Below are 15,853 nucleotides of genomic sequence, written 5' to 3'. Positions count from 1 at the left end.
CATGGCGTACACCGTTGTCATCCCCGTGCTCAACCAGCTCGCATACACGCGCCAGTGTGTCGAGAGCCTGCTGCAAGGCGGCACGCCGGCGCAGTCCCTGCTCGTGATCGACAACGGCAGCACGGACGACACCCCGCAGTGGCTGGCGTCGAGACCGGATGTCCCGTCGATCCGCAACCGGGTCAACCTGGGCTGCGGCGGAGCCTGGACGCAAGGCGCCTTGCGCAGCGACAACGAGTGGACCGTGCTGCTCAACAACGACGTGATCGTCTGCGACCACGGCATGGACGACATGCTGTCCGCCGCCGAACGCCACGGGCTCGACGTGGTGAGCCCTGCACTGGCCGAAGGTGCACTGGACTACGACTTCGCACAGCATCAGTCTGCATTCAGGCAGGCCATGCGGGGCACGCTGCGCCGCGGCTGGTTTCACGGGGTGTGCTTTGCGGTGCGCCGCAAGGTATTCGAGACGGTCGGATTTCCCGACACGGACCGCCAACTGGGAGGCCGCGAAGACGTGGAGTTCCTCGTCCGTTGCCTGCGCAATGGTGTGCCCGTCGGCACCGTAGGCGACGCACTGCTGCACCACTTCGGCTCCATCACGCAAAAGGCCATCAAGCTCGAAACGGGCCAGCACGATCTTGGCGACCGGCAGCACTTCTATCGCAAGCTCGGCCTGAACTGGTTCGAGCGCAAGCGTTTCAAGCGCGATCGGGTGCGATCGGCAAGAGACTGGGTCGCCTCGGAGCGCAAGGCCCACGGCTATGTGATGCACATGCATCGCGCCGATGCGCGATGGACCGATGTCGAGTACCTATGAGCCAGACGCAGCCGGTGTCATGGTGGAAGGCCTGGCGCCGCCGGCTCAAGGATCGGCTGCCGTATGTCAGGCGACGCGAAATCGAGAAGCTGCGTTTGCGCCACGAAGAGCTGCTCGGGCTGTTCACGGGGGCGGGCATCGCCAGCCGCGCCGCGGTGAAGGTGCTCAAGGCACCGGGCCATGATCTCGACCCGGAAATCTGCCTGTTCGTCAGCTACGCACCTCAGCCCGCCCTGAAGCGTCACGTCCATCGACACATTGCCGCGCTGCAGGCCAACGGCGTGGGCGTGTTGTTGATCGTCAACTCACCGCTCCCGGCGGAAGAGTTTGCTTTCGACACAAGCTTCGTGGAAGGGCTGCGCGGATTGATCGTGCGCGAGAACTCCGGGTTCGACTTCGGAGGCTGGGCCCATGCGCACGTGATGTACGAGAAGCAACTGAGTGGCTGCTCTCGCCTGCTGCTGGTCAACGACAGCATCGTAGGACCGAACGCGCATGACAGCCTTGCACAGGTGCTCGAACGCATTCGCACCAGCCAGGCCGATGTGGTGGGTCTGACCGACAACCGGTTTCCGCGGCACCACCTGCAGAGCTACTTCCTGGCGGCTCAGCGCCGCGCGTTGCAGAGCGATGCGCTGCCTGCCTTCATGGCTCGCATTGCCAACCTGCCCACGAAAGAGCTCGTCATCCTCGCGTACGAGGCCTACTTCACCGCCAGGATGAAGAGTGCCGGCTGCACCACCGAGACGCTCTACCGCTTCCCCGAGCGGGCCCATGAACAGCATCCGGACCTGGGCCGATCTGGCACGCCAAGGCATGCCCTACCTCAAGACGGATGTGCTCGAAGCCTATTGGGACACGCACGACCTCAAGCAACTGGTTCCCGGCGAGATACTGTCCGCCTACGAGTTCGCCAACCGCACATGAGACACCCTGTTTCGACCTCGATCTCGCGGGCCGAGCGCCGGGCCGCTCCCAAGCCGGCCCGCATCCCCCCGGGGGATCGGCCGGCGTACTCGCCGGACGAGGGGCAGGCATCCCTGCGGGCCGAGCGCCGGGCCGCTCCCAAGCCGGCCCGCATCCCCCCGGGGGATCGGCCGGCGTACTCGCCGGACGAGGGGCAGGCATCCCTGCGGGCCGAGCGCCGGGCCGCCCCCAAGCCGGCCCGCATCCCCCCGGGGGATCGGCCGGCGTACCCGTCGGACGAGGGGCAGGCATCCCTGCGGGCCGAGCGCCGGGCCGCCCCCAAGCCGGCCCGCATCCCCCCGGGGGATCGGCCGGCGTACCCGCCGGACGAGGGGCCGACATCCCAGCGGGCCGAGCGCCGGGCCGCTCCCAAGCCGGCCCGCATCTCCCCGGGGGATCGGCCGGCGTACTCGCCGGCCGAGGGGCCGACATGAGCGGCGCCCCGTATTTCGTCCACCCGTCGTCCGACGTGCAGACGGCAGCCATCGGCAGCGGTACGCGCATCTGGCAGTACGTGGTGGTACTGCAGGGAGCCCGGATCGGCTGCGAATGCAACATCTGCTCGCATTGCTTCATCGAGAGCGACGTGGTCGTCGGCGACCGGGTCACGATCAAGAGCGGCGTGCAGCTGTGGAATGGGATCACGCTGGAGGACGGCGTCTTCGTCGGCCCCAACGTCAGTTTCACCAACGACCGCCGACCGCGCAGCGGCAATCGTGATTTCAAGCTTGAACGCACCACGGTGGCGCGCGACGCATCAATCGGCGCCGGCGCGGTGCTGCTCCCGGGCATCAGAGTCGGCGCAGGCGCCACCGTTGGGGCAGGTGCCGTCGTCACACGGGATGTCCCGGATGGCGCCACCGTTGCCGGCAACCCGGCACGCATCATCGACGCCAGCCAAGGATCCGGGAAACGGGAATGACACTCGAACGATGCAAGATCATCGACCTGCCGAAGATCAGCGACCCGCGAGGCAACCTGACCTTCATCGAAGGGCAGCGGCACGTCCCTTTCGACATTCGAAGGGTGTACTACCTCTACGACGTGCCGGGTGGCTCGGAGCGCGGCGGCCATGCGCACAAGGCTCTGCACCAGTTGATCGTCGCGATGTCGGGCAGCTTCGACGTGGTCCTCGACGATGGCCGCGGCAAGCGGCGCTTCCACCTGAATCGCTCGTACTACGGCTTGTACGTCTGCCCGATGATCTGGCGCGAACTAGACAATTTTTCCTCCGGCTCGGTATGCATGGTCTTGGCATCCAACCTCTACGACGAATCCGACTACTACCGCGACTACGGAGAGTTCCAGCGAGCGTTGAGGACGGCGCAATGAGACGCCGGGCCGGACATCAGGCGGTCGCCGGCGCGCGCACGGAGGATGTGGCATGAGCAGGACGCTCGACCTCGGCTGCGGAGACGTCCCGCGCAACCCGTTCCACGCCGACGACCTGTGCGGCGTCGACGTGCGCAGTGACCTGAGCGGCAACATCAGGAGCGCCGACCTGGTACTCGGGCCGATACCGTTCGACGACGAAAGCTTCGATTACGTGACGGCGTTCGACTTCATCGAACACGTGCCGCGCATCGTGTACGCGCCGCACAGACGCCATCCCTTTGTCGAGGTGATGAACGAGGTCCATCGCGTGCTGAAGCCAGGAGGCCTGTTCCTGTCGCACACGCCGGCGTACCCCCATGGCGTGGCCTTTCGCGATCCCACGCATGTCAACATCATCACGGAAGAGACCTTTCCGATCTACTTCGACGACGAGAGCCGCGCCGCTTCGATCTACGGATTCAACGGCGCTTTCAAGATCCGCCTGCAACGCTGGCAGGGACCCCACTTGCTGACGGTGCTCCAGAAGACCTCTGCGGAAGCGGCAGCGCCACGGCCGGGCGGCGTCAACCCGCGGGTCAGCGTGTTCATCCCGGTGCACAACGGCGAAAGGCACCTGGAGAAGACCCTCGACTCCGTGCTCGCGCAGACCTTTCGCGATTTCGAACTCATCTGCATCGACGACGGCTCCACTGACGGCAGCGCGCAGATCCTGAAACGATATGCGGACAAGGACTCCAGGGTCCGCATCATCACTTGCGAACGCAATCTCGGATCGGCACCAAAGGCACTGAATCGCGCGCTCGGGGCAATGACCGGCGGCTACTTCGTCTACGCCTCGCAGGACGACCTGTTCTCGGCGGACTGGCTTGCCAGCATGCATGCGCGGGCGCTGGAGACCGGGGCGGATGCAGTGATCCCCGAAGTCGTGCTCCACCATGAAGGCCAGCCCGGCAAGGACCGCTCGCTCGTCGGGTTGGCCGGCGATGCCGGCGTGGAGCTCTCGGGCCGGGAAGCATGCCAGCACTCGCTGGACTGGTCCATTCCGGGCAACGCCCTGTGGAACGCTCAACTCGTGCGCCGGCTCGGCTTCGAGGAGTTCGGGCTCAACAGCGACGAATACTCGGTGCGGCGCTTCTTCCTTCAATGCAACAAGGTGGTCTTCAGCGGCGGCAGGTTCCTCTACCGCCAAGACAACCCCGATGCCGTCACGAAGCGCATGAGCCCAGGCAGGTTCGATTGGCCGTACACGCGGTTGCGGCTCGCCCAGCTCCTGCGGGAGCACCGGTTTCCGGACCAGCTGGTCGGCCGGGAGATCGACATGGCGACCAGGGAGATGACGCGCTTGAAGCAGGCGCTGCCCACCTACGCGGCCGAATGGTCACCGCCGGAAGTCGCACGCGCACAGGCGGCCGTCGTGCGCTTCGAACAGCGTCTTTCGCTGCCCCAGGTCTTCGATGAGCCGGTTCGCCGCCGCACGGCCGCCCAACGTGTGGCCAAGTGGAAGAATTCGCTCCGCAAACTGCCTGCCAAGCTGGGCCTGCGCTAAGGTGACAGATCACATGGTCGATTTCCTCAACCTTCGCCGCGTCAACGCGCCGCATGAGGCCGCACTCGAAGCCGCGCAGCTGCGCGTGCTGCGCTCCGGCTGGTACATCCTCGGCGAGGAAACGGCCGCCTTCGAGGCCGAGTTCGCGAGCTACTGCGGCGTGCGCCACTGCATCGGCGTTGCCAACGGCCTCGATGCGCTGGTGCTGATACTGCGCGGCCTGGACATAGGCGCCGGCGACGAGGTCATCGTGCCGGCCAACACCTTCATCGCCACCTGGCTGGCCGTCTGCCAGGTGGGCGCACGCCCCGTGCCGGTGGATCCGCGGCCCGGCACCGGCAACCTCGATCCCGATCAACTGCAGGCGGCCCTCACGCCGCGCACGCGCGCCGTCATGCCGGTCCATCTGTACGGCCAGCCGGCCGAGATGGACGCCATCTCGGCCTTTGCCGCCCGGCACAAGCTGCACGTCATCGAAGACGCCGCGCAGGCGCATGGCGCACGCCACCGGGGCACACGGGTCGGCGGGCTGGGCGTGGCGGCAGGGTTCAGCTTCTATCCCGGCAAGAACCTGGGCGCGCTCGGCGACGGGGGCGCGGTCACGACCAACGATGACGAGCTGGCGCAGCGCATCCGCACCCTTCGCAACTACGGCTCCCGCGCAAAATACCGCCATGAAGTCATCGGCGTGAACTCGCGCCTGGACGAACTGCAGGCAGCCATGCTGCGCGCCAAGCTGCCGGCGCTCGATGGCGAGAACGCCGCCCGCGCCCGCCTCGCCGCGCAATACATGAAGGGGCTGGCCGACGTGGCAGTGGAGCTGCCGACCATCGCGGCGCACTGCGAGCCGGTGTGGCACCTGTTCGTGGTGCAGGTCGACGACCGCGCGCGCGTCCAGCAGGAACTCTCCGCCCGCGGCATCGGCACGATGATCCACTACCCCATCGCCTGCCACCGCCAGCCGGCGTTCGCCGGCCAGACGTGGCCGGCGCTGCCGGCAAGCGAACGATTGCAGGACCGCATCCTCAGCCTGCCGATCAGCCCGGTCCACACGCCGCAGGAGATCGACACCGTCATTGCGGCGCTGGCGCAGATCGCCGGGCCGCGCAGGGGCACACCCGCATGACGGCGCCTCGCATCACGCTGGCGGTGCTGGCCTACCGGCAGGCCGGCTTCATCGATGCCGCGGTGCAAAGCGCCCTCAGCCAGGTCTGCGAGCCGGTCGAGGTGCTGCTGTCGGACGACGCTTCTCCGGACACGACCCACGAACAGATGCAGGTGCTCGCCGCGGCCTATCGCGGCCCTCACCAGGTCGTGGTGCGCCGCAACGCCCGCAACCTGGGCATCGGCGACCACATCAACGAGGTCGTCCGTGCGGCGCGAGGCGAGCTCATCGTGATGATGGCGGGCGACGACCAGTCGCTGCCGCAGCGCGTGGCCCGCGTGGCGGCTGCCTGGGATGCATCGAACCAGCAGCTCGACCTGATCGCCAGCCACCTGATCGACATGGACCAGCAAGGCGTCGACCAGGGCGTCCTCGAGGTCGATGACCTGGCCCAATGGCGCTCGCTCGACGACTGGGCTCGCCAACGGCCCTACATCGTCGGTGCCGGCCATGCCTTCACCCGCCGCATGTTCGACCGCTTCGGCCCGCTGGGGCCCAAGGTGTCGTACGAAGACCAGGTCAATGTCCTGCGTGCCCTGCTGGGCGGAGGCGCCTGCACCATCGACGAGCCGCTGGTGCGCTACCGCCGTGGCGGCGTGTCGGATCGCATGCGCAACTTCTCAGCCGAACAGTTCCTTGCCTGGATGCGCAGGCTGAACGGCATCCATGTGGCCTTGCACCAGCAATGGCTCCAGGACGCCCGCACCGCCGGCCATGAAGAGCTTGTGTGCCGCGTGATCCAGCGCGAGTACCAGCGCGAGCGCTTCATCGAGGCGCTGCTGGCGGCGCCCGACCTTGCCGGCCGGTGGGCCGCGGTGCATCAGTTCACGGAGGTGGCCCTGGGCTGGCGCCTGCGCAAGTTCGCCTACCTCAGCATGCCGGCGCTGGCGGCGCGCATCCGCGCCATGCAGTCCTCGTTCAAACGACTGCGCCACGGCGAGGGCCGCTGACCCGCCGGGTCACCTCGCGGCAACGCCGGGAGAGACGCCCAGCGCAGCACGCGCCTGCTCGATGACCCGCGCAGGCTCCATGGTTTCAAGGCATTCGCTGCGGCTGGCGTTGTGCCTGTCGCAGCCTGCCTGATTGCAGGGCACGCAAGGCGGCGTGCCCTGCAGCAGGATCACCTTGCCGCTGCGCTGGGACAGCCCTCGCTGCACATAGGGAATCTCCAGCGGCAACCGTCCGGACCACGGCCCCCAGAGCCTCGGGTCGATCGGACCGAACAGTGCGATCACCGGTATGTCGCAAGCCGCGGCCAGATGGGTCACCGAGGTGTCAGGGCCGATATACAGGCGTGCGCCCTGCAGCAGGGCGGTCAACTGGTTCAGGTCCAGCAGACCCGCCACCGGAAACAGCGCCGGTGCCGGCAACGCCGCCATGCGCACCACCTCGCCGACGATCGCGCGGTCCGCCTCGGAGGGGCCTCCGCTCAACAGCACCTGGAAGCCGTCGTTCACCAGGGCACGGGCCACGTCGGCGAAGTGAGCGGCGGGCCATTGCTTGTAGCGCACCAGGGAGGGCACCTGCATGACCACGTAGGGGCTTCGCAGCTGTTCCGTCAGCTGCGCAGGCAGCTCACGGGCCGGGGGCGGCACCACTTCCGCGTCGGCCAGATCCGCCCATGGCGACAGCATTCGCATCTTCTCGATCACGACGTGCGAGTGGTTCACGCCCAGAGGTACGACGTGATCGAGCAGCGCGCGTTTCCACCAGGCCCGCGGCTCGTCCGGCACCTGCCCGCTGCGAACCCTGGCTGCCACCCAGCCATACAGATGTGCCCGATCACTGGATTGCGCCACGAGCGCGAGGTCGTAGCGCCGCCACAGCCGGCGAATCAGCGAAATCGACCGCAGCCACCCACTGCCGGCGGGGACCTCGACCAGCTCGTGAACGTCCGGGTTTCCCTTGAGCATGCCAAGAGTGCCTGCGAAGCCCAGCACGTCGATCGAGGCATTCGGCCAACGCCGCTTCGCGGCATGAATGAGCGGCGTGGTGAGCAGCACATCGCCGATCTGACGGGTGCAGATGACAAGGATGCGCTGAAACTCCGCTCGCCCTTTCGGATTGCCGCTGCGCGTCATTGCGACGACGCTCCGACCGGCAGGCCGTCCTTGTGCCGCTGCTGGCCCCTCGCGCGAACCTGAGTCCAGTCCAGGCCTTCATCGAAGGCACCTGCGAGGCGGCGGCAGAGTTCCTCTTTCGAGCTGAAGTTGTCGTTGTAGCTAATGCCGCCAATGTGGAGCCAGCGTTCGTCAACGATCTGCAGCGCCGCCGCTTCGCCTGTCACCGGATCGCAGACCTCCTTCATCTCGCTGATCGCGAACCGAAGCTGCTGCTTGTCCAGCCTGCTGTACAGGCTGCGCCAGTTCCGCCCGCCCGTGTCGAGGCCATTGGAAAAGTCGTAGAGGAAGTTCAAAGGCAGTCCGGCAACGGCCTGGTAGTCGAACATGCAGTAGCCGGCCCAAAGCTGCCAGGCCCAGCGGCTTTCGACCGGCATGCCGAAGCAAGGCTGCCCGGACACTCGCTCGGCCATGCTCATCGGCACAAGCGGGATCAGGTCGTGGTCGATGTAGCCGAACAGGCGCGGCTTGATCTGCTGCACCACGTTGCGGTAGATCCACGCCATGGCCATGCCATGTGACCGATTGACGTGGCGTGTCGAATTGAACGGGAGGCCGAGGTAGGGCACGTCCTGCTCGCGACAAACTCGCTCGATCTCCTGCCTGGCCTGCGGCCTGCGCGAGTTGTCCAGCACGAGGACCGTCGCATCAGCAATGTGCCGGCGCGCCATGCGCAGCTGCCAGCCCAGCACCCAGGGCTGCTCGAACGCCACGGAAACCAGCACGTTCCTGGTGTCGAACGCTCGGACACGCTGCAAGAACGCCTGCAACTCCCCGGGCTGCCTGCGCTCGTAGGCGGCAAGCCACACGTCGTTGCGAAGCTGCTTGAGCGCGTGCTGCAACGGCAGCAGTTCCAGCCACTCACGGGCCGCAAAGTTCTGGAGGTTTCTCATCGGGATGCATGCTTGGGCAGGGGCGCGAAGGCTACTACATCAGGACGATGTCGTACTGCTCCGGCGACATCGACGGTTCGGTCTGCAACGAGATGGGCTTACCGATGAAGTCGGACAGGCCCGCCAGGTGCTGGCTCTCCTCGTCGAGCAGCATTTCCACGACCGCGGCCGACGCGACGACGCGGAACTCCTTCGGGTTGAACTGCCGCGCCTCGCGAAGGATCTCGCGCAGGATGTCGTAGCACACGCTGCGCGGCGTCTTCACCTGCCCCTTGCCCTCGCACACCGGGCACACCTCGCACAGCATGTGCGCCAGCGACTCGCGCGTGCGCTTGCGGGTCATTTCCACCAGACCCAGCTGGGTGAAGCCGCTCACGGTGATCTTGGTGCGGTCGCGCGCCAGCTGCTTGCGCAGCTCGGCCAGCACCGCGTCCTGGTGCTCCTCGCGCACCATGTCGATGAAGTCGATGATGATGATGCCGCCCAGGTTGCGCAGCCGCAGCTGCCGCGCGATGGCGAGCGCCGCCTCGAGGTTCGTCTTGAAGATCGTGTCGTCGAAGTTGCGTGCGCCCACATAGCCGCCGGTGTTCACGTCGATGGTCGTGAGCGCCTCGGTCTGGTCGATGATGAGGTAGCCGCCCGACTTCAGGTCGACCCGGCGCGCGAGCGCGCGTTCGATCTCCTGATCGACGTTGTACAGGTCGAAGATCGGCCGCTCGCCGCGGTAGAGCTCCAGCTTGCTCACCGCCGAGGGCGTGTATTCCATCCCGAACGCGCGCAGCGCATCGTGCTGCATGCCGGAGTCGATGCGGATGCTGCCGGTCTGGTCGTTGGTGAGGTCGCGCAGCACGCGCTGGGTGAGGTTCAGGTCTTCGTGCAGCAGCGTGCCGGCCGGCACCTTGAAGCTGCGCTCGCGCACCGCGGCCCAGGCCTTGCGCAGGTAGTCGATGTCGTCGGCGAGCTCGGCATCGGTCGCGTCCTCGGCATTGGTGCGCAGGATGAAGCCGCCGCCCGCGCCCTTCGTGAGGCGCTGCATGCGCTCGCGCAGCTGCTCGCGCAGTTCGGGCGAGCCGATCTTCTGCGAGATGCCGATGTGGTCGTCCTGCGGCAGGAACACCAGCATCCGCCCGGCGATGCTGATCTGCGTGGACAGCCGCGCGCCCTTGGTGCCGATCGGGTCCTTGATGACCTGCACCATCAGGGTCTGGCCTTCGAACACCAGCTTCTCGATGGGCATGGGCGCCGCGCCGGCGCCGTCGGACAGGCTGCGCTGCGTGCCGCCGTTGTGGTGCACGTCGGCCACGTGCAGGAAGGCCGCCCGCTCCAGCCCGATGTCGATGAAGGCCGACTGCATGCCCGGCAGCACCCGTGCCACCCGGCCGGTGTAGATGTTGCCCACCAGGCCGCGTTCCAGCGTGCGTTCGATGTGCAGCTCCTGCACCGCGCCGTTCTCGACGATGGCGACCCGCGTTTCCTGGGGTGACCAGTTGATCAGGATGTCTTGCATGGGGCGATTGTGTGCGAGCGGCAGCGCCGCCGCCTCGGGAGGCACCCGCGCTCTCGAGGAAACGCCGGGCCGCTCAGAACGCCCAGCCGTAGCGCCGCAGCAGCTCCGCCGTTTCGAACAGCGGCAAGCCCATGATGCCGCTGTAGCTGCCTTCGATGTGGGAGATCCAGGCCGCCGCCTGGCTCTGGATGGCATAGGCCCCCGCCTTGCCGCGCGGCTCCCCGCTGGCCACGTAGCGCTCGATCTCGGCGGCCTCGAGCGGCCGGAACCGCACGTGCGACACGCTGGTGGCCAGCGCCGGCGGCCGGCCGTCGCTCACCACCACCGAGGTGATGACACGATGGGTGTGCCCCGACAGCCGGGCCAGCATGGCGGCGGCCTCAGCGTCGCCGGCCGGCTTGCCCAGGATGTGCGTGCCCAGCGCCACCGTGGTGTCTGCGCACAGCACCGGCGCCGGCGGCAGGCCGCGCCGTTGCAGGCGGGCGAGCGCCGCCTGCAGCTTGGCCCGGGTGACCCGCTCGACATAGGCGTCGGGCAGTTCGCCGGGCAGCACGGCCTCCAGCGCCTCGGCATCCTCGTCGTCGCCGGGCAGGAGCAGCTCGTGCGCCACGCCGATCTGGCCGAGCAGCTGGCGCCGGCGCGGGCTCTGGGAAGCGAGGTAGATCATCGAGTGCATGTCATTCGCGGTGATACGGGTGGCCAGCCATCACCGACCAGGCCCGGTACAGGGCCTCGGACAGCAGCACCCGTGCAAAGGCGTGCGGCAGCGTCAGGTCCGACAGCCGCAGCGACTCGTCGGCGGCGCGCTTGAGCTCGGGCGCCAGCCCGTCGGGGCCACCGATGAGCAGCGCCACGTCGCGCCCGTCATGCCGCCAGGCCTCCAGCCGGGCGGCCAGCTGCTGGGTGGTGGCCCGCGCGCCGTGCTCGTCGAGCACCACCAGGCGCGCGCCCTTGGGCACCGCGGCCTCGATGCGCACCCGCTCGGCCGCCATCAGCGCTTCCACCGGCTTGCCGCTGGTTCGCGGCTCGGTCTTCACCGCCTTGAGCTCGCAGCGCAGGTCGGGCGGAAAGCGCTTCAGGTAGTCGTCGCAGGCGGCTTCTGCCCAGGCCGGCAGGCGCTGGCCGACGGCCACGATCACGAGCTTCATGACGGCGCTGCGGCGCGAGCGCGGTCAGCGCGAGGTCTTGCGCGTGGGCGCCGCCTTCTTGGCCGCCGGCTTCTTCGCTGCAGCCGTGCTCGGGCGGCCCGGCTTCACCACGACCGTCTTGGTCGCCGCCACCTTCTTGGCCGCAGGCTTCTTGGCGGGCGCCTTCTTGGCCGCCGGCTTGGCAACCGGCTTGGCGGCAGCCTTGCCGGAAGCGGACTTCCTGGCCGGCGCCTTGGCCGCAGCACCCTTGCCGGCGGCAGACTTCGCGGCGGGCTTCTTCGCGGGAGCCGCCTTCCGGGCGGGCGCCTTCTTCGCCGCGGCCCTGGGCAGGGCCTCGGCCTCGTCGTCGTCCATCGGCTCGCTGGCCTTGACCAGGCCGCCGGACTTGCCGTCGCCGAGCTTCATCTTGACCGGCTTGCCGCCCCAGATCTCCTCGAGGTGGTAGTACTGGCGGATGGCGGGCTGCATGATGTGCGCCACGGCGGCGCCGCAGTCCACGATGATCCATTCGCCGTTGTCTTCGCCTTCGGTTCGCATCACCGGGAAGCCGCTGGACTTCACCGCGTCGCGCACGCTCGCGGCAAGCGCCTTGGTCTGTCGGTTGGAATTGCCCGAGGCGACGATCACCCGCTCGAAGAGCGGCGAGAGGTGCTCGGTGTTGAAGACCGTGATGTCCTGGGCCTTCACGTCTTCCAGGCCATCGACGATGGCGCGTTGCAGTTTGCGGATGTCCATTCAGCTCCGTGGGGTGGTAGGGGCAGCGGCGTAGAGCCGGTGCTGGTCAATATAGCGCGCGACCGGGGCGGTCACCAGCGAGGGAACGAGGGCCGATGCCGGCTCGCCACGCGCCAGCCGGGTGCGGATGTCGGTGGCCGACACGTCCAGCCGCGGCATGGCCAGCATTTCCAGGCGATGCGGCACGGCGGCAAGTTCAGGGGCCGGCTCCGGCCGGCGGCCGTCGCGCGCGGCCACCGCCAGCGTCACCAGCGGCAACAGGCTTTGCCAGTCTTTCCAGGTGTGCAGATTGGCGTACTGGTCCTGCCCGAGCAGCAGGAAGACCCAGGCGCCGGGGTGTTCGGCATGCAGCTCGCACACGGTGTCGACGGTGTAGCTCGGGCCGGTGCGCCGCAGCTCGCGCCGGTCGAGCCGGTAGCGAGGTTCGCCGTCGATGGCCAGGGCCACCATCGCGGCCCGGTGTTCATCGGCCGCCAGCTCGCGCCCGGCCTTCTGCCAGGGCCGGGTGGGCACCCAGTGCAGCCGGTCGAGCCCGAGGGTGTCGAGGGCGGTGCGGGCCAGCGCCAGGTGCGCCACATGCACCGGGTCGAAGCTGCCGCCAAAGAGTCCGATGCGCTCGGCCTGCCTTGCCACGTCAGCTTTCGAAAGGCGCACCGGGCTCGGCCCAGCGGCGAGGCTTGAGGAAGTCGGTGTACAGCCGCGCCTCGGGGGTGCCGGGTTCGGGCTTCCAGTCGTAGCGCCAGGTCACCACCGGCGGCATCGACATCAGGATCGACTCGGTGCGCCCGCCCGACTGCAGGCCGAACAGGGTGCCCCGGTCCCACACCAGGTTGAATTCGACATAGCGCCCGCGCCGGTAGGCCTGGAACTCGCGCTCGCGCTCGGCATAGGCCGTGCCTTTGCGGCGCCGCACGATGGGCAGGTAGGCCGCCAGGAAGGCATCGCCCACCGCGCGCGTCATGGCCAGCCCGCCTTCGAACCCCAGCTCGGAAAAGTCGTCGTAGAAGACGCCGCCCACGCCGCGCGGCTCGTCGCGGTGCTTGAGGAAGAAGTACTCGTCGCACCACTTCTTGAAGCGCGGGTACTTGTCCTCGCCGAAGGGCGCCAGCGCATCGCGGCAGGTCGCATGGAAGTGCGCCGCGTCTTCGTCGAAACCGTAGTAGGGGGTGAGGTCCATGCCGCCGCCGAACCAGGTCACGCTGCCGCCGCCCGGCTTGTGGGCGGCGAGCATGCGCACGTTCATGTGGGCGGTCGGCACGTAGGGGTTGCGGGGGTGGAACACCAGCGACACGCCCAGCGCCTCGAACGGCGCGCCGGCCAGTTCGGGCCGGTGCTGCGTGGCCGAAGGCGGAAGCGCCTGGCCCTTCACATGCGAGAAGCTGCAGCCGCCGCGCTCGAGCAGGCCGCCCTGCTCGATGAGGCGCGACAGGCCCTCGCCTTCGAGCTTGCCGCCCGGCGGGCGCATCCAGTGGTCGCGCAGGAAGCGCTGGCCGTCTTCGGCCTCCATGGCATCGACGATGCGCTGCTGCAGGTCCAGCAGGTACTCGCGGACCACCTCGGTGGGTGTCATCGCTTGATGGCCCGGTAGCCGATGTCGCGACGGTATTGCATGCCGTCGAAGCGGATGCCGGCGAGCATTTCATAGGCGCGCGCCTGCGCCACCTTCGCGGAATCACCCAGCGCGGTGACGCACAGCACCCGGCCGCCGCTGGTGACGAGCTCCTTGCTGAGCTGAGTGGTGCCGGCGTGGAACACCATGGCATCGGGCGCTTCGGGCGGCAGGCCGGTGATGACGTCGGCCTTGCGCGGCTTGTCGGGATAGCCGTGCGCGGCCATCACCACACCCAGCGCAAACCGGCGGTCCCATTGCAGCTCCACCTGGTCGAGCGTGCCGTCGGCCGCATGCGTCAGCACTTCGAGCAGGTCGCTCTTGAGCCGCATCATGATGGGCTGCGTTTCCGGGTCGCCCATGCGGCAGTTGAACTCGAGCGTCCTGGGGTTGCCCTGCGCGTCGATCATCAGGCCGGCGTACAGGAAGCCGGTGTACGGGATGCCGTCCTTCGCCATGCCCGCCAGCGTGGGCAGGATGATCTCGTGCATCGCCTTGGCATGGATGTTGGGCGTGACCACCGGTGCCGGCGAGTAGGCGCCCATGCCGCCGGTGTTGGGGCCGGCATCGCCGTCCAGCAGGCGCTTGTGGTCCTGGCTGGTGGCCAGCGGCACCACGTTCCTGCCGTCGGCCAGCACGATGAAGCTGGCTTCCTCGCCCTGCAGGAATTCCTCGATGACCACCCGCGCGCCGCCCGCGTTGTGCGTGACGCCGAGCTTGTTGTCCAGCAGCATCCAGTCGACCGCCTGGTGGGCTTCCTCGAGGGTGGCAGCCACCACCACGCCCTTGCCCGCCGCGAGGCCGTCGGCCTTCACGACGATGGGCGCGCCCATGCGGTCGACGTAGGCATGCGCCGCCGCGGCGTCGCTGAAGGTCTCGTAGGCCGCGGTCGGGATGCCGTGGCGCTTCATGAAGTCCTTCGAGAAGGCCTTGGAGCTTTCGAGCTGGGCCGCGGCCTTGGTCGGGCCGAAGATCCGCAGGCCGCGGGCACGGAATTCGTCCACCACGCCGGCCGCCAGCGGCGCCTCCGGGCCGACCACGGTGAGGCCGATCTTCTCGGCCTGCGCGAAGTCGGCCAGCGCGTTCACGTCGGTGATGGCGACGTTTTTCAGGCGGTGGTCGAGCGCGGTACCGCCGTTGCCGGGCGCCACGTAGACCATCTGCACCTTCTGCGACTGCGCGATCTTCCACGCCAGTGCGTGTTCGCGCCCTCCCCCGCCGATGACTAGTACTTTCATTCGTTGATCTCGGCGTTGTGATAGACCTCTTGCACGTCGTCGAGGTCCTCGATGACGTCGAGCAGCTTCTGCATCCGCGCGGCATCCTCGCCGGCGAGCTCGATGGTGTTTTCGGCGCGCATGGTGACCTCGGCCACCTCGGCCTTGAGACCGGCGCCTTCGAGCGCGTTCTTCACCGCCTCGAAGTCGGCCGGCGCGCACAGCACCTCGATGGCGCCGTCATCGGCGGTCACCACGTCTTCGGCGCCCGCCTCGAGGGCGACTTCCATCACCTTGTCCTCGCTGGTGCCCGGCGCAAAGATGAACTGGCCGCAGTGCTTGAACTGGAAGGCCACCGAACCTTCGGTGCCCAGGTTGCCGCCGTACTTGCTGAAGGCATGCCGCACCTCGGCCACGGTGCGCACGCGGTTGTCGGTCATGCAGTCGACGATGATGGCGGCGCCGCCGATGCCGTAGCCCTCGTAGCGGATTTCCTCGTAGCTCACGCCTTCGAGGTTGCCGGTGGCCTTGTCAATGTTGCGCTTGATGGTGTCGGCCGGCATGTTGGCGGCCTTGGCCTTGTCGATCGCCAGGCGCAGGCGGGGGTTGGCCGACACGTCGCCGCCGCCCTGGCGGGCCGCGACCATGATCTCGCGGATGACGCGCGTCCAGACCTTGCCGCGCTTTTCGTCCTGGCGGCCTTTTCTATGCTGGATGTTGGCCCATTTGGAATGACCGGCCATGGAGTGCTCACGTTCTGGGGTTGTACGATGGCCGCGATTTTAACGAGGG

Annotated in this window: 17 protein-coding genes; 7 read left to right on the top strand and 10 right to left on the bottom strand. The window is 68.0% G+C overall.

Annotated elements, in window-relative coordinates; all coding sequences use genetic code 11:
- The first annotated feature begins 1 nt into the window (after position 1).
- Genes E8D38_RS10260 through E8D38_RS10230 form a run of 7 tightly spaced genes read left to right on the top strand, consistent with a single transcriptional unit; the run spans position 2 to position 6,782 of the window.
- Entirely contained in the window at positions 2 to 820 is an 819-nt protein-coding gene (locus tag E8D38_RS10260; RefSeq protein WP_181179024.1) for a glycosyltransferase family 2 protein, read from the top strand.
- The gene (locus tag E8D38_RS10255) at positions 817 to 2,220 is read left to right on the top strand and encodes a rhamnan synthesis F family protein (protein ID WP_181179022.1); all 1,404 of its coding nucleotides are present in this window, start codon (positions 817 to 819) and stop codon (positions 2,218 to 2,220) included. The genes E8D38_RS10260 and E8D38_RS10255 overlap by 4 nt, the downstream gene beginning before the upstream one ends.
- Positions 2,217 to 2,708 carry an acyltransferase gene (locus E8D38_RS29300; RefSeq protein ID WP_140628805.1) on the top strand — a complete coding sequence of 164 codons (492 nt, stop codon included), beginning with the start codon at positions 2,217 to 2,219 and terminating at the stop codon, positions 2,706 to 2,708. Before E8D38_RS10255 ends, E8D38_RS29300 begins: the two co-directional genes overlap by 4 nt.
- Entirely contained in the window at positions 2,705 to 3,118 is a 414-nt protein-coding gene (locus E8D38_RS10245; protein WP_140628800.1) for a sugar 3,4-ketoisomerase, read from the top strand. Before E8D38_RS29300 ends, E8D38_RS10245 begins: the two co-directional genes overlap by 4 nt.
- 52 nt (positions 3,119 to 3,170) lie before the next feature.
- Positions 3,171 to 4,667, top strand: coding sequence for a glycosyltransferase (locus E8D38_RS10240; RefSeq protein ID WP_140628797.1), 1,497 nt, complete (start codon positions 3,171 to 3,173; stop codon positions 4,665 to 4,667).
- A gap of 13 nt (positions 4,668 to 4,680) precedes the next feature.
- Complete coding sequence (locus E8D38_RS10235; protein ID WP_140628794.1) at positions 4,681 to 5,793, top strand: DegT/DnrJ/EryC1/StrS family aminotransferase; 1,113 nt, start codon at positions 4,681 to 4,683, stop codon at positions 5,791 to 5,793.
- Positions 5,790 to 6,782: a glycosyltransferase family 2 protein gene (locus E8D38_RS10230; protein WP_140628791.1), complete on the top strand. Its 993-nt coding sequence runs from the start codon at positions 5,790 to 5,792 to the stop codon at positions 6,780 to 6,782. Before E8D38_RS10235 ends, E8D38_RS10230 begins: the two co-directional genes overlap by 4 nt.
- Positions 6,783 to 6,791: 9 nt before the next feature.
- On the opposite strand, the gene E8D38_RS10225 is transcribed toward E8D38_RS10230, so the two are convergent.
- The 10 genes from E8D38_RS10225 to E8D38_RS10180 form a co-directional block, all read right to left on the bottom strand.
- Positions 6,792 to 7,913 carry a glycosyltransferase family 9 protein gene (locus E8D38_RS10225; protein ID WP_140628788.1) on the bottom strand — a complete coding sequence of 374 codons (1,122 nt, stop codon included), beginning with the start codon at positions 7,911 to 7,913 and terminating at the stop codon, positions 6,792 to 6,794.
- A complete protein-coding gene (locus tag E8D38_RS10220; protein WP_140628786.1) occupies positions 7,910 to 8,845 on the bottom strand; it encodes a hypothetical protein in 936 nt (311 codons plus the stop codon). Before E8D38_RS10220 ends, E8D38_RS10225 begins: the two co-directional genes overlap by 4 nt.
- A 34-nt stretch (positions 8,846 to 8,879) precedes the next feature.
- Entirely contained in the window at positions 8,880 to 10,352 is a 1,473-nt protein-coding gene (gene rng / locus E8D38_RS10215; RefSeq protein WP_140628783.1) for a ribonuclease G, read from the bottom strand.
- A gap of 73 nt (positions 10,353 to 10,425) precedes the next feature.
- Complete coding sequence (locus tag E8D38_RS10210; protein ID WP_140628780.1) at positions 10,426 to 11,028, bottom strand: Maf family protein; 603 nt, start codon at positions 11,026 to 11,028, stop codon at positions 10,426 to 10,428.
- Position 11,029: 1 nt separating this feature from the next.
- Positions 11,030 to 11,500 carry a 23S rRNA (pseudouridine(1915)-N(3))-methyltransferase RlmH gene (gene rlmH / locus E8D38_RS10205; protein ID WP_140628777.1) on the bottom strand — a complete coding sequence of 157 codons (471 nt, stop codon included), beginning with the start codon at positions 11,498 to 11,500 and terminating at the stop codon, positions 11,030 to 11,032.
- Positions 11,501 to 11,524: 24 nt separating this feature from the next.
- Entirely contained in the window at positions 11,525 to 12,235 is a 711-nt protein-coding gene (gene rsfS, locus E8D38_RS10200; RefSeq protein ID WP_140628774.1) for a ribosome silencing factor, read from the bottom strand.
- Positions 12,236 to 12,868 carry a nicotinate-nucleotide adenylyltransferase gene (gene nadD, locus E8D38_RS10195; protein WP_181179020.1) on the bottom strand — a complete coding sequence of 211 codons (633 nt, stop codon included), beginning with the start codon at positions 12,866 to 12,868 and terminating at the stop codon, positions 12,236 to 12,238.
- Between the two features lies 1 nt (position 12,869).
- Entirely contained in the window at positions 12,870 to 13,805 is a 936-nt protein-coding gene (hemF, locus tag E8D38_RS10190; protein WP_140628768.1) for an oxygen-dependent coproporphyrinogen oxidase, read from the bottom strand.
- Entirely contained in the window at positions 13,802 to 15,082 is a 1,281-nt protein-coding gene (gene purD / locus E8D38_RS10185) for a phosphoribosylamine--glycine ligase (protein WP_140628765.1), read from the bottom strand. The genes hemF and purD overlap by 4 nt, the downstream gene beginning before the upstream one ends.
- Positions 15,079 to 15,804, bottom strand: coding sequence for a YebC/PmpR family DNA-binding transcriptional regulator (locus tag E8D38_RS10180; RefSeq protein ID WP_140628762.1), 726 nt, complete (start codon positions 15,802 to 15,804; stop codon positions 15,079 to 15,081). Before E8D38_RS10180 ends, purD begins: the two co-directional genes overlap by 4 nt.
- Positions 15,805 to 15,853 lie beyond the last annotated feature (49 nt).

The organism is Methylibium rhizosphaerae, from assembly GCF_006386545.1.
GTDB lineage: Bacteria > Pseudomonadota > Gammaproteobacteria > Burkholderiales > Burkholderiaceae_C > Pseudorivibacter > Pseudorivibacter rhizosphaerae.
This window is presented reverse-complemented; position numbering and strand designations above follow the sequence as displayed.

What these genes read in the sequence shown, in the direction of transcription:
- E8D38_RS10260 (WP_181179024.1), top strand. Translation starts at nt 2, where the DNA reads ATGGCGTACACCGTTGTCATCCCCGTGCTCAACCAGCTCGCATACACG.
- E8D38_RS10255 (WP_181179022.1), top strand. Translation starts at nt 817, where the DNA reads ATGAGCCAGACGCAGCCGGTGTCATGGTGGAAGGCCTGGCGCCGCCGG.
- E8D38_RS29300 (WP_140628805.1), top strand. Translation starts at nt 2,217, where the DNA reads ATGAGCGGCGCCCCGTATTTCGTCCACCCGTCGTCCGACGTGCAGACG.
- E8D38_RS10245 (WP_140628800.1), top strand. Translation starts at nt 2,705, where the DNA reads ATGACACTCGAACGATGCAAGATCATCGACCTGCCGAAGATCAGCGAC.
- E8D38_RS10240 (WP_140628797.1), top strand. Translation starts at nt 3,171, where the DNA reads ATGAGCAGGACGCTCGACCTCGGCTGCGGAGACGTCCCGCGCAACCCG.
- E8D38_RS10235 (WP_140628794.1), top strand. Translation starts at nt 4,681, where the DNA reads ATGGTCGATTTCCTCAACCTTCGCCGCGTCAACGCGCCGCATGAGGCC.
- E8D38_RS10230 (WP_140628791.1), top strand. Translation starts at nt 5,790, where the DNA reads ATGACGGCGCCTCGCATCACGCTGGCGGTGCTGGCCTACCGGCAGGCC.
- E8D38_RS10225 (WP_140628788.1), bottom strand. Translation starts at nt 7,913, where the DNA reads ATGACGCGCAGCGGCAATCCGAAAGGGCGAGCGGAGTTTCAGCGCATC.
- E8D38_RS10220 (WP_140628786.1), bottom strand. Translation starts at nt 8,845, where the DNA reads ATGAGAAACCTCCAGAACTTTGCGGCCCGTGAGTGGCTGGAACTGCTG.
- rng (WP_140628783.1), bottom strand. Translation starts at nt 10,352, where the DNA reads ATGCAAGACATCCTGATCAACTGGTCACCCCAGGAAACGCGGGTCGCC.
- E8D38_RS10210 (WP_140628780.1), bottom strand. Translation starts at nt 11,028, where the DNA reads ATGCACTCGATGATCTACCTCGCTTCCCAGAGCCCGCGCCGGCGCCAG.
- rlmH (WP_140628777.1), bottom strand. Translation starts at nt 11,500, where the DNA reads ATGAAGCTCGTGATCGTGGCCGTCGGCCAGCGCCTGCCGGCCTGGGCA.
- rsfS (WP_140628774.1), bottom strand. Translation starts at nt 12,235, where the DNA reads ATGGACATCCGCAAACTGCAACGCGCCATCGTCGATGGCCTGGAAGAC.
- hemF (WP_140628768.1), bottom strand. Translation starts at nt 13,805, where the DNA reads ATGACACCCACCGAGGTGGTCCGCGAGTACCTGCTGGACCTGCAGCAG.
- purD (WP_140628765.1), bottom strand. Translation starts at nt 15,082, where the DNA reads ATGAAAGTACTAGTCATCGGCGGGGGAGGGCGCGAACACGCACTGGCG.
- E8D38_RS10180 (WP_140628762.1), bottom strand. Translation starts at nt 15,804, where the DNA reads ATGGCCGGTCATTCCAAATGGGCCAACATCCAGCATAGAAAAGGCCGC.